Origin of the sequence: Nocardioides plantarum (assembly GCF_006346395.1) — a bacterium.
Lineage (GTDB): Bacteria > Actinomycetota > Actinomycetes > Propionibacteriales > Nocardioidaceae > Nocardioides > Nocardioides plantarum.
In genome coordinates this window covers 851,629-863,266 of the sequence record NZ_VDMS01000001.1, presented here as the reverse complement: position 1 = coordinate 863,266, position 11,638 = coordinate 851,629, and the positions used below count along the sequence as shown (strand labels likewise).

The 11,638-nt window shown below is 73.2% G+C and carries 12 protein-coding genes; 10 read left to right on the top strand and 2 right to left on the bottom strand.

Going from position 1 to position 11,638, the window contains the following annotated elements; all coding sequences use genetic code 11:
* Window positions 1-33: 33 nt before the first annotated feature.
* The 4 genes from FJQ56_RS03905 to FJQ56_RS03890 all read left to right on the top strand — a co-directional run bounded on the left by FJQ56_RS03905 (window position 34) and on the right by FJQ56_RS03890 (window position 3,978).
* On the top strand, window positions 34-600 hold the full coding sequence (locus tag FJQ56_RS03905; protein ID WP_140007868.1) for a hypothetical protein: 567 nt from the start codon (window positions 34-36) through the stop codon (window positions 598-600).
* 77 nt (window positions 601-677) lie between these two features.
* Window positions 678-1,442, top strand: coding sequence for a DUF1775 domain-containing protein (locus tag FJQ56_RS03900; protein ID WP_140007867.1), 765 nt, complete (start codon window positions 678-680; stop codon window positions 1,440-1,442).
* A 5-nt stretch (window positions 1,443-1,447) separates the two neighbouring features.
* A complete protein-coding gene (locus FJQ56_RS03895; protein WP_140007866.1) occupies window positions 1,448-3,112 on the top strand; it encodes a copper resistance protein CopC in 1,665 nt (554 codons plus the stop codon).
* Window positions 3,112-3,978, top strand: a complete 867-nt coding sequence (locus tag FJQ56_RS03890) for a hypothetical protein (protein ID WP_140007865.1) — start codon at window positions 3,112-3,114, stop codon at window positions 3,976-3,978. Before FJQ56_RS03895 ends, FJQ56_RS03890 begins: the two co-directional genes overlap by 1 nt.
* A gap of 137 nt (window positions 3,979-4,115) precedes the next feature.
* On the opposite strand, the gene FJQ56_RS03885 is transcribed toward FJQ56_RS03890, so the two are convergent.
* Together FJQ56_RS03885 and FJQ56_RS03880 are read right to left on the bottom strand one after the other, a co-directional pair.
* Window positions 4,116-4,508 carry a DUF2237 family protein gene (locus tag FJQ56_RS03885; protein WP_140007864.1) on the bottom strand — a complete coding sequence of 131 codons (393 nt, stop codon included), beginning with the start codon at window positions 4,506-4,508 and terminating at the stop codon, window positions 4,116-4,118.
* Between the two features lie 35 nt (window positions 4,509-4,543).
* Window positions 4,544-5,107 carry a mycothiol transferase gene (locus FJQ56_RS03880; RefSeq protein WP_140007863.1) on the bottom strand — a complete coding sequence of 188 codons (564 nt, stop codon included), beginning with the start codon at window positions 5,105-5,107 and terminating at the stop codon, window positions 4,544-4,546.
* Window positions 5,108-5,274: 167 nt separating this feature from the next.
* Between FJQ56_RS03880 and FJQ56_RS03875 the strand changes: the two genes are divergently transcribed.
* The 6 genes from FJQ56_RS03875 to mnhG are packed head-to-tail and all read left to right on the top strand — an operon-like array spanning window position 5,275 to window position 11,611.
* The gene (locus tag FJQ56_RS03875) at window positions 5,275-8,193 is read left to right on the top strand and encodes a Na+/H+ antiporter subunit A (RefSeq protein ID WP_342776441.1); all 2,919 of its coding nucleotides are present in this window, start codon (window positions 5,275-5,277) and stop codon (window positions 8,191-8,193) included.
* Window positions 8,193-8,624 (top strand): Na(+)/H(+) antiporter subunit C, encoded by a 432-nt coding sequence (locus FJQ56_RS03870; RefSeq protein ID WP_140007861.1) that lies wholly within the window; start codon window positions 8,193-8,195, stop codon window positions 8,622-8,624. Before FJQ56_RS03875 ends, FJQ56_RS03870 begins: the two co-directional genes overlap by 1 nt.
* On the top strand, window positions 8,621-10,312 hold the full coding sequence (locus FJQ56_RS03865) for a Na+/H+ antiporter subunit D (protein WP_246083972.1): 1,692 nt from the start codon (window positions 8,621-8,623) through the stop codon (window positions 10,310-10,312). The genes FJQ56_RS03870 and FJQ56_RS03865 overlap by 4 nt, the downstream gene beginning before the upstream one ends.
* A complete protein-coding gene (locus tag FJQ56_RS03860; RefSeq protein ID WP_170215246.1) occupies window positions 10,309-10,911 on the top strand; it encodes a Na+/H+ antiporter subunit E in 603 nt (200 codons plus the stop codon). Before FJQ56_RS03865 ends, FJQ56_RS03860 begins: the two co-directional genes overlap by 4 nt.
* Window positions 10,908-11,228 (top strand): MrpF/PhaF family protein, encoded by a 321-nt coding sequence (locus tag FJQ56_RS03855; protein WP_140007859.1) that lies wholly within the window; start codon window positions 10,908-10,910, stop codon window positions 11,226-11,228. The genes FJQ56_RS03860 and FJQ56_RS03855 overlap by 4 nt, the downstream gene beginning before the upstream one ends.
* Window positions 11,225-11,611 carry a monovalent cation/H(+) antiporter subunit G gene (mnhG, locus tag FJQ56_RS03850; RefSeq protein ID WP_140007858.1) on the top strand — a complete coding sequence of 129 codons (387 nt, stop codon included), beginning with the start codon at window positions 11,225-11,227 and terminating at the stop codon, window positions 11,609-11,611. Before FJQ56_RS03855 ends, mnhG begins: the two co-directional genes overlap by 4 nt.
* The last annotated feature ends 27 nt before the right edge of the window (window positions 11,612-11,638 follow it).

Here is an 11,638-nt window from a genome sequence, read left to right as displayed (position 1 = left end):
CCGCCGGTCGTGTGACCAGGCAGAATGGCGCTCGTGCTGACGGTCCGGGTGTTGCCGCGCGAGGGGGTCACCCTGCGCGCCGCCGCCGCGACCGTCGAGGTGACCGCAGCCCTCGCGGTCGGCCACCTCTGGGCCGGAGGCAGCCTGCCGTCGGTGCCCTGGCTGCTGGTGATGGCGTCGGTCGTGTTCGGCACCGGGTTGCTGGTGCTGCGCGGACGCGTGCGCCCACTGGTCGCCGTGCCCGTGCTGGTGGCGGCGCAGCTGCTGCTGCACGCGTGGCTGACGGCGCTGTCGACGCCCATGGACGGCGCAGGTCACCTGGCCCACGCCCACCTGTCGGACGGCCACCACGCCCACGCGCTGCTCGACCCGACGATGCTCGTCGTCCACGTCGCGGGTGGTCTGCTGACCGCGCTGCTGTGGGAGCTGCGCGCCCGGGCGGGCGAGGTCGTCGTGACCTGGACCCGCTCGCCGCTGCCGCCGCTACCCGCGCTGCGCCCGGTGGCTGCTCCGGTGCCGCTGCCGCGCGCGCTGTCGAGCCGGTTCGTGGTGGCCGCGGCGCCGCGCCGCGGACCGCCGGCGCCGGTCGCCACCGCCTGACCCTCCGATCGACCGTGCTGGTCGTGGACCCGTCAGGCGTGCCTGCCCGACCCCACACCATCCAGAACGGATCCACCATGTCCTCTGCACGACGTACCCCCACGCGCCCGCTCACCCGCATCGCCGCCGCGACCGGCGCCGCCGGCGCGCTCACCCTGCTGGCGGCCGGTGCGGCCTCGGCCCACGTCTCGGTCACCCCGTCCGACACGGCCGCCGGCTCGTACACCCTGCTGACCTTCTCGGTGCCCCACGGCTGCGACGGGTCCCCGACGACCAAGGTCGCCATCCAGCTCCCCGACGGCATCAACGAGGCGGCGGCGACGCGCAACCCCTTCTACAAGCTGTCCACGACCACCGAGAAGCTCGCCGAGCCGCTCGTGGCCGAGGACGGCGACGAGGTCACCGAGCGCACCAGCACGGTCACCTACACCGCCGTCACGCCGCTGCCCGACGGGGAGCGGGACAGCTTCGAGCTGTCCCTGCAGCTGCCCGAGGACGCCGAGGGCAAGACCCTGGCGTTCCCGGTCATCCAGACCTGCGAGAAGGGTGAGACGGCCTGGACCGAGGTCGCCAAGGACGGTCAGAGCGAGGACGACCTCGAGCACCCGGCGCCGGCGGTCGCGGTGACCGCAGCCGGCGAGGGTGACGGCCACGGCGCCGCTGCCGCGACCGAGGACGACAAGGGCGCCGACACCGCGCAGGTCTCGGCCGCCACCGACACCGAGGCCGCCTCCGACGACGACGGGGACGGCAACGGGCTGGCCATCGCCGGACTCGCGACCGGCCTCGCCGGGATCGTGGTCGCGGCCGTGGCGCTCGCGCGCACCCGTCGTACGGCCTGACGTCGATGACGCGTCGCGCGGGGCTGCTGCTCGCCGCCCTCACCACGATCCTGTTCGTGGTGGGGTCGGCCGGTCCGGCCTCCGCGCACGCGACCCTGGTCAGCACCGACCCCGCCGAGGGGTCGGTGCTGGCCTCGACGCCCGACGTCGTCACGTTCACCTTCGACGAGCCGGTCTCGCTGCCCGGCAAGGCCGTCCAGGTCTTCGACGCGACGGGGGAGCCGGTCGACTCCGACTCCTCCTCGCGCGACGCGGTGATCACCACCGACCTGCCGGAGTCGCTCGACGACGGCAGCTACGTGATCGTGTGGCGCGCCATCTCGGCCGACGGGCACCCGATCGCCGGTTCGCTGACGTTCTCGATCGGTGCCCCCAGCCCGCAGGTCGCCGCCCCCCGGGTGCCCGACGCCGACCCGGCCGACGTCCGCAACGTCCTGAGCGTGTTCCAGGCACTGTCCTACGTCGGGCTCCTGCTGGCCGCCGGCCTGGTGCTCTTCTGGGCCTGGGCCGTGCGGGACGTGCGCCTCGACGTCGCCGTGCGCGACCGGGTCCTCAAGGTCGCCTGGTCGGCCACCGGGGTCGCCCTGGTGGCCGGGGTCGCGCTGATCCCGCTGACCGGCGCCTACCAGCAGGGCCTGCCGCTCGACCAGCTCGGCGACTCGGCCGCCGTCGACCTGTCCCTGGTGGGCGACGACGTCATCGTGCTGGGTCTGCAGGCCGTCGGACTGGTCGCCGCCCTGGTGCTGGTGGTCCGCGCGAGCCTGACCACGCGCCGCCTCGCGGTGGGGGCGGCCGCGGTCGCGGCGCTCTCGCCGGCGATCGTCGGCCACTCCCGGGCGATCGATCCGGTGTGGCTGATGGTGGCCACCGACCTCCTGCACCTCGCCGCCGGCGCGACCTGGTTCGGCGGCCTCGTCGGGCTGGTGCTGGTCCTCAAGCCGCTCGCCGGCCGGGAGCGCGACGCGGCGCTGGTGCTCACCCGCTTCTCCGGCGTCGCGGCCGGTCTGCTCGGCCTGCTCGCCGTGAGCGGCACCCTGATGGGCTGGCGGATCCTCGGCGCCTGGGCGCCGCTGTTCGACACCACCTACGGGCGCCTGCTGCTGATCAAGGTCGGCATCGCCGCCGTCGTGGCCCTCGTCGCCGGCTTCAACCGGTGGAGGGTCCTGCCCGCGGCGGCCGGGGCGGGGGTCTCGGGGCACGAGGCCCGCCGGGGGGCCGTGCTGCGGGTGCGCACCGTCGTCCGGGTGGAGGCCGGGCTGCTCGTCGTCCTGCTGGGCGTGACGGGCTTCCTGACCAACCAGTCGCCCCGCGAGGCCCCGCCCGACCGGGCTCCCGTGGCCTCCCGGGTGTCGGTCGGGGTGCTCGAGGAGGACTCCGGCATGAAGGTCCTGGCCACGATGACCCCACGCACCACCGGGCCCAACACGATCACCGTGCAGGTGCAGGACCAGTCCGGCGAGCCGCTGACGGCGTACGCCGAGCCGTCGGTGTCGGTCTCCTCGGCCGACGGGAGCGTCGACCTGGGGCAGCAGCCGGTGGTCCCCGCCGCCGCCGGCACCTACGTCGTCGAGACGGTCGTCCCGACGCCCGGCACCTGGGTGGTGCAGGTGAGCCTGCGCACGTCCGAGTTCGACAACCCCGTGACTACCGTCGAGTTCGAGGTGAAGTGATGAGGAAGCTCCTGACGTCGATGGCCGCCGGCCTGCTGCTGGCGGCGACGCTGACCGCGTGCGGCGGGGACGACCCCGCCCCGCCGACCGACGGTAGGCAGGTGCTGAGCCCCGACAACGGCCCCCCGCACACCCACGACACGTTCATCGGCGACGGCACCACCGCCGGCGCCGGGGGCTACTCCATGGCCGGCCTGAGGTTCCCGAAGGTCTCGCGCGAGCCGGGGGACCTGTCGTTCCGGATCCTCGACTCCCGCGGCAAGCCCGTCATGGACTACGTCGAGGAGCAGACCAAGCTGATCCACCTCTACCTCGTGCGCGACGACCTCACCGACTTCCGCCACCTGCACCCGGTCCTCGGTGACGACGGCACCTGGACCGCCCGCACCGACCTGACCGATCCGGGTCGCTACCGGGTGGTCGCCGAGTTCGTGCCCGACGACCCCCGGGGCAACCCGCGGGCCAGTCACGTCGTGCTCGGCGACGAGGCCGTGGTGGCCGGCAAGACCCCGGTCGAGACCGAGGCGCCGGGACGCACCAACACCGACGGCATGGTCACCATCACGGCTCCCAAGACCCTGCCGGCGGGCCAGGACACGCAGTTCGACCTCGTCGTCTCCGACGGGCACAAGGGCGTGCTCAACCTCGGCACCTACCTCGGCTCCTACGCCCACCTGACCGGCTTCGACACCGCCACGGGAGCGTTCGTCCACGCCCACCCCCTCGGCGCGCCCGTGACCACCGCCGACGGCAGCGACCTCACCTTCCACACCGCGCTCGGCACTCCGGGGACCTACCGCTTCTTCGTCCAGGTGCGCGTCGACGGGTTCGTCCACACCATCGCCCTGACCACCGACGTGGCCTGACGCCCACGTCGGTTGAGGAGGTTGCGCTGGCAACCGTCTCGAAACCACCGCAGCCGACCCACCCGCACGACCCGACGTTGCGGTCGAGTGGTCTCGAGACAGGCGCCAGCGCGCCTTCCTCGATCACCGTGGCTGCGTCAGCCGTCCAGCCCACTGAGGTCCGGCGGTACGTCGACCGCGTGCTGGCGCAGCACGTCGAGCGGCACCAGCTCGAGCACGGCACGGCTGGTCGCGGCGAGCACGACGGGCGCGGCCGCCCCGTCCCGGTGGGCCCGCGCCCAGTTGCGCGCGGTCACGCACCAGCGGTCACCCGGCCTGAGTCCCGCGAAGCCGTACATCGGCAGCGGCGTGACCAGGTCGTTGCCGATCGCGCGCTGGTGCTCGAGGAACTCCGGCGTCACCACGGCGCAGATGGTGTGGCTGCCCGGGTCCTGCTCCGAGGGCCGGCAGCACCCGTCGCGGAAGAACCCGGTCATCGGCTCGGTCCCGCAGGGCTCGAGCTCCTCGTCCAGCACGTTGAGCTCCGTCATGGCACCAGCGTGCACCACGGGCGGCCAGCGGGCCGTCAGGCGCTCGGGCGCCAGTCGGCGGGCGGGTCCTCTCCGACCCTCCCGTCGACGGCCTCGCGGAGCAGGTCGGCGTGGCCGGTGTGGCGGCCGTACTCCTCGACCATGTCGAAGACCATCCGCCGCAGCGAGGCGTGGTGGCCCTCGCCGTCGGCGACGGCGACCAGCTGGTCGATGCCGTCGCCGGCGATGCGGGCCGCCAGGTCGCTCCGGTAGCGCTCGACGGCGCCGTCGTACAGCGCGTAGAGCTCGGCGGGGGAGTCGTGGGCCGCCGTACGGAACTCCCAGTCGTCGGTGCCGTCATGCGCGCGGTAGGGCGAGTCGGCGTCGTCGGAGAGGTCGCCGCCGCCGATCTTGGTGACGCGGTGGTAGTCCTCGACCAGGGCCAGGTGCTTGAGCAGGCCGCCCAGGGTGAGGCTCGAGGAGCCGATCGTCGTGGTCAGCCCGGCGGCGTCGAGGCCGTCGGCCTTCCAGCGGAACGTCGCCCGCAGGCGTTCGAGCGACCCGACCAGGTGCTCGACGTCGGTCCCGGCCAGCGGGGGTTCCCAGGGAGCTGTCGTCATGACGGACCACGCTAGCGGGGCACGCGGACGGACGACGTCCGCGATGACGCGGTTCGGGCGGCGACGGCGCCAGTGGTCGCCCCTAGTAAACTCAGCGGACGCCGGCTCGTCGGCGTCCTCCCACGCGTTGCTCGACCCTCACCACGAGTCTCGCACCCGATCGACCTCTGGAAGGCCGTTCCCTGCTCGCTCTCGTCGTGGCTCACGGCCTCGCAGCGGCTGTCGCGCCCGGGCTGGTGCGGTGGCTGGGCCGACGCGCGTTCCTGGCGCTGGCGCTGGTCCCGCTGGCCGCCGTGGTGTGGGCGCTCACGCAGACCGGCACCGTCCTCGACGGCGGCGTGGTCGAGGAGTCGTCGGCCTGGATCCCCTCACTGGGGTTCACCCTCGACCTGACCCTCGACTCGCTGCGCTGGCTGATGGTCCTCATCGTCGCCGGCGTCGGCGTGGTGGTCCTGGCCTACTGCGCCTGGTACTTCGAGGACTCCTCGCGCGGCCTGGTCGGCTTCGCGAGCAGCTTCTCGGCGTTCGTCGGGGCGATGCTCGGCCTGGTCCTGGCCGACAACCTGCTGCTGCTGTTCGTGTTCTGGGAGCTCACGACGATCGCGTCGTTCCTGCTCATCGGGTTCGACCCCACCAACCGGGCCAGCCGCCGCGCCGCCATCCAGGCGCTCCTCGTCACGACGCTCGGCGGCCTGGCCATGCTCGTCGGCATGTTGCTGCTCGGCCAGGTGGCCGGCACCTTCTCCCTCGCCGCGATCGTGGCCGACCCGCCCTCGGGCGCGGCGACGACCGTCGCGGTCTGGTTGATCCTCGTCGGTGCGCTCAGCAAGTCGGCGATCGTCCCGTTCCAGTTCTGGCTGCCCGGCGCCATGGCGGCGCCGACCCCGGTCAGCGCCTACCTGCACGCCGCGTCCATGGTCAAGGCCGGCCTGCTGCTCGTCGCGCTCCTGGTGCCCGCGTTCGCCGACACCCCGGGGTGGCGCCCGGTGCTGCTGACCCTCGGCGTCGCCACCATGGTCTCCGGCGGGTGGCGCGCGCTGCGCCAGATCGACGTCAAGCTGCTGCTCGCCTACGGCACCGTGAGCCAGCTGGGGTTCCTGCTCGTCGTCCTGGCGGTCGGCAGCCGTACGGCGGCGCTGGCCGGCACCGCCCTGGTGCTGGCGCACGCGCTGTTCAAGTCCACGCTCTTCCTGGTCGTCGGCGTCGTCGACAGGCTCACCGGCACCCGCGACCTGCACACCCTCAGCGGCGTCGGTCGCCGGCTGCCCGCCCTCGCCGTCGCCGCGGCCCTCGCGGGCGCCTCGATGGCCGGCCTGCCGCCGCTCGTCGGGTTCCTGGGCAAGGAGACGATGTGGACCGCCCTGCTCGAGCTGACCCACGACGGCAACACCGCCGGGGTGCCCGTCTGGGCCGGGTGGCTGCTGGTCGCCGGGGTGCTGCTCGGGTCGAGCCTCACCGCGGCCTACACCGTGCGCTTCTGGTGGGGCGCGTTCGCGACCAAGCCCGGCGTCGCGCCGACGGCGGTGCGCCCGCTCGCCGTCCCGTTCGCCGCCGGACCCGTGCTGCTGGCCGCCCTCGGGCTCGTCCTCGGCTTCCTCGGGGCCGGTCTGACCGACGCCCTCCAGCCGTACGCCGACCGGTTCGAGGCCGGTGACCACGAGGAGTACCTCGCCCTGTGGCACGGGCTCGAGCTGCCGCTGCTGCTGTCCGCGGTGACCGTCGTGGTCGGGGCCGCGCTGTTCGTCGTGCGCGACCCGCTGTGCGCCTTCCAGCACCGGGTCGAGCTGCCGGTGTCCGGCGGGCAGGTCTACCGCGCGACCCTGCGCGGCGTCGACCGGCTCGCGGTCGAGGTCACCGGCACGGTCCAACGAGGATCGGCGGCGTCCTACCTCGCCATCATCCTGCTGGTCGTCGCCGCCGGACCCGGGACCGCGCTGGTGCTCGCCCTGGTCGACGGTCCCGACCTGAAGGTCTTCGCCTGGGACTCCCTGGGCCAGCCCGCCGTGGGCCTGGTGATGATCGCGGCCGCCGTCATGACCGTGCGCTCCCGGCGCCGCCTGCGCGCGTTCATCCTCGCCGGGGTCACCGGCTACGGGTGCGCGCTGCTGTTCGTCCTGCACGGGGCGCCCGACATCGCGCTGACCCAGATCCTCGTCGAGACCGTCGCGCTCGTCGTCATCGTCCTGGTGCTGCGTCGCCTGCCCGACTACTTCTCCGACAAGCCGCTCCACCCGATCCGCTACGCCCGGATGGCCCTGGCCGCCGTGATCGGCGCCGTGGTCTCCGGGGTGCTGGTCGTGGCCGGCAGCTCCCGCACCGCCGAGGCCGTCTCGACCCGGTTCGCCAAGGCCGCCTACGAGTTCGGCTACGGACGCAACGTCGTCAACGTGACCCTCGTCGACATCCGCGCCTGGGACACCTTCGGCGAGATCTCGGTGCTCGTCGTCGCGGCGACGGGCGTGGCGAGCCTCGTCTTCCTCGACACCCGCAGCGGCGGCGTACGCCGACTGGCCGACGCCGACCCGGCGACGCAGGAGGCCCACGCCGCCAGCGCCCCGACGGCCCGGACCTGGCTGCCGGCTCCCGGCACGCTGAGCCCCGACCGCCGCTCCATCGTCTTCGAGGTCGTCACCCGGCTGATCTTCCACAGCATCCTGGTCTTCTCGGTCTACCTGCTGATCGCCGGCCACAACCTGCCCGGGGGCGGGTTCGCCGCCGGGATGGTCGCCGGGCTGGCGCTGATGGTGCGCTACCTCGCCGGCGGCCGCTACGAGCTCGCCGAGGCCCTGCCGATCGACGCCGGCGTCATCATCGGCACCGGCCTGTTCGTGGCCGCGGTCTCCGGGCTGGGCCCGGTCGCCTTCGGCGGCGAGGTGCTGCAGACCGCCGACGTCTACGTCGACCTGCCGCTGCTGGGCGAGCTGCACCTGGTCTCGTCCGTCGGCTTCGACATCGGCGTCTACCTGGTGGTCACGGGGCTGGTCCTCGACCTGCTGCGCACCTTCGGGGCCCGCCTGGACCGCCAGATCCTCACCGCCCAGCGCGAGGCCGACCGGTCCCAGCAGCCCGCGGAGGTGAGTCCCTGATGGACGTCAACCTGACCCTGGTGGTGGTGGCCGGTGCCCTGGTGGGCTGCGGCGCCTACCTGCTGCTCGAGCGCAGCCTGACCCGGGTGCTCGTGGGCCTGGTCCTGCTGAGCAACGGCGTCAACGTCGCCATCCTGGCCACCAGCGGCCGGGCGGGGGAGGCCCCGTTCTACGGCTCGGCCGACGTCGACGACATGTCCGACCCGCTGCCGCAGGCGATGGTCCTCACCGCCATCGTCATCACGCTCGGCACCATCGCGTTCCTGCTCGCCATGGCCCACCGCAACTGGCAGCTGGCCGGCCACGACGACGTCCAGGACGACACCGAGGACGCCCGGATCCGCCGGCTGGCCGTCGACGACGCGACCTCCGACAGCTACGACATGACCGCCGACCGTGACGACGAGGACGACTACCGGGAGGACGGATGATGACCTCCCTGGTCCCGCTGCCCGTGCTGCTGCCCCTGCTGGGGTCGGGCGCCGCGCTGATGCTGTTCCGCTTCCCGCGCGCCCAGCGCCTGGTCAGCGTGGTGGTGCTCGCGCTGGTCGTCCTGGTGTCGGCGACGCTGCTCGTCGTCGTCGACCGCGAGGGCACCCAGGTCGTGTGGCTCGGCGGGTGGACCGAGATCGGCGTCGCCCTGGTCGCCGACCGCCTCGCCGTCCTGATGCTGCTGGTGTCGTCGATCGTGACGCTCGCCGTGATGCTCTACTCCCTCGGCCAGGGCATCTCCGACAGCAACCGGTCGGCCCCGGTGTCGATCTACCACCCGACGTTCCTGACGCTGGTCGCCGGCGTGAGCAACGCCTTCCTGGCCGGCGACCTGTTCAACCTGTTCGTCAGCTTCGAGATCCTGCTGTTCGCCAGCTACGTGCTGCTGACCCTGGGCGGCACCGCCGGGCGGATCCGGGCGGGCACGATCTACGTCGTCGTCAACGCGCTGTCCTCGATGCTCTTCCTGATCACCATCGCGGCCGTCTACGCCGCGGTCGGCACCCTCAACCTGGCCCAGATCGCGGTCCGGCTCGACGACCTGCCCGACTCGACCTCGCTGATGCTGCACCTGCTGCTGCTGGTCACCTTCGCCATCAAGGCCGCGGTGTTCCCGCTGTCGCTGTGGCTGCCCGACAGCTACCCGACCGCGCCGGCGCCGGTCACGGCGGTGTTCGCCGGCCTGCTCACCAAGGTCGGCGTCTACGCCATCATCCGCACCGAGACGCTGCTGTTCCCGGGCGGCCGGCTGTCCGAGCTGCTGATGGTGGTCGCGCTGCTGTCGATGCTGATCGGCATCCTCGGCGCGATCGCGCAGTCCGACATGAAGCGCCTGCTCTCCTTCACGCTGGTCAGCCACATCGGCTACATGATCTTCGGCATCGGGCTGTCCAGCCAGGCCGGCATGGCCGGGGCGATCTTCTACGTCGCCCACCACATCACCATCCAGACCGCGCTGTTCCTGGTCGTCGGCCTCATCGAGCGACAGGCCGGCAGCACCTCCCTGCTCCGGCTCGGTGGCCTGGCCCGGCTCTTCCCGGTGCTCGGCGTGCTGTTCTTCGTGGCCGGGATGAACCTCGCCGGCATCCCCCCGCTCTCGGGCTTCCTGGGCAAGGTGGGCCTGCTCGAGGCCGGCATCGCCGACGGGGGCGCCCTGGCCTGGACCCTCGTCGTGGGCGGCACCGTCACCAGCCTGCTGACCCTGTACGCCGTCGCCAAGACCTGGGCCCTGGCCTTCTGGCGCTCCCCGCAGGAGGCGCACGCCATGGCCGAGGAGCTCGCCGCCGCCGACGCCTCGCACGGGCCGGCCGCGCCGGACGCACCCGCGGTGGGCCGCCGCGGCCAGGTCCGGCTCGACACGACGTCGTACGACGCCGGGCTGGTGCGCCAGGCCGGTGCCATCGTCGACAGCGACCGGCCCGACCGCGACCTGCACCAGCGCCTCGAGGACGACGGCATGCCGACCCGCCTGCCCGCGCTGATGACCTGGACCACGGCCGTGCTGGTCGCGATCAGCGTCGCGATCACCGTCGTGGCCGGCCCGCTCTACGCGTTCACCGAGCGGGCCGCGGGCGACGTGATCGACCGCAGCACCTACGTCACCGCCGTCGCGGAGGCCGCCGAGTGAGCGGGCCCGCCGGAGCCGCGCACCCGTCTCCCCGCTCGCGCCGCTCACGCCGCCGCGTCCAGTGGCCGATGGTGCTCTGGCTGACCGTGGTCTGGTGGGTGCTCTGGGGCACCTGGTCGGCCATGTCGCTGGTCGGCGGCGTCATCGTCGCCACGCTCGCCCTGCTGCTGTTCCCGTTGCCCCCGCTCGACCTCGACGTCCGGATCCGCCCGTTCGGGGTCGTGGTCCTGGTCGGCTGCTTCGTGCGCGACGTCGTGGTGGCGAGCCTGCAGGTCGCCTGGACCGTGCTGCGGCCGCCGCCCGGGCTGCGCAACGCGCTGGTCCGGGTGCCGATGCGCACCGACTCCGACCTCGTGCTGGTGCTCGTCGCCGAGCTGACCTCGCTGGTGCCCGGCAGCGTGGTCGTCGAGGTGCAGCGCAGCTCCTTCACCCTCTACCTGCACGCCCTCGACGTGCGCTCGCTCGACGACGTCGAGCGAGTACGGCGCCGGGTCTGGGAGCAGGAGACGAGGGTGCTCCACGCGCTGGGTCACGACCCGTCGACCCCAGTCGACGGCCCAGTCGACGGCACAGCCGACGACGAGGGGGCACGACGATGACCGCGGTGCTGGTCGTGGCGGGCGGCGTCCTGGCGCTGTCGGCCCTGCTCGTGACCCTGCGCATGGCCATGGGTCCCACGATGCTCGACCGGGCCATCGCCTTCGACGTGATCGTCTCGATCTCGATCGCGGCGATCGCCGTCGACGCCGCGGTCCGGCGTACCTCCGACAACCTGCCGCTGCTCCTGGTCGCCACCCTGCTGGGGTTCGTGGGGTCCATCAGCCTGGCCCGGTTCAGCCCGGGCAGCGACGACGTGGACGCCGAGCGCGACGAGACCGACGAGACCGACGAGACCGACGAGGAGGGGACGCCGTGAACGACGTGCTCGACGTGGCGGGCGCCGTCTGCATCCTGCTGGGGTCGCTGTTCAGCCTGGTCGCCGCGGTCGGGGTCCTGCGGCTGCCCGACCTGCTCACCCGCATGCACGCCGCCACCAAGCCGCAGGTGCTCGGCCTGATGCTGGTCCTGCTGGGGGTGTCGCTGGTGCTCCGCGACCCCGGCGCCGCGGTGCTGGCGGTGCTCGTGGTCCTGGCCCAGATGGCGACCGCCCCGGTCGCGGCCCACATGGTCGGCCGGGCGTCGTACCGCGCCGGTCAGGTGCGCGACGACCTGCTCCTGGTCGACGAGCTCACCGGCGCCCTCGATCCCGACCTCGGACGCCGGCCCGATCCGGGACGCGAGATCGATCCGCCACGCTGAGCGGGCGTGACCGTTAGGCTGGTTGTC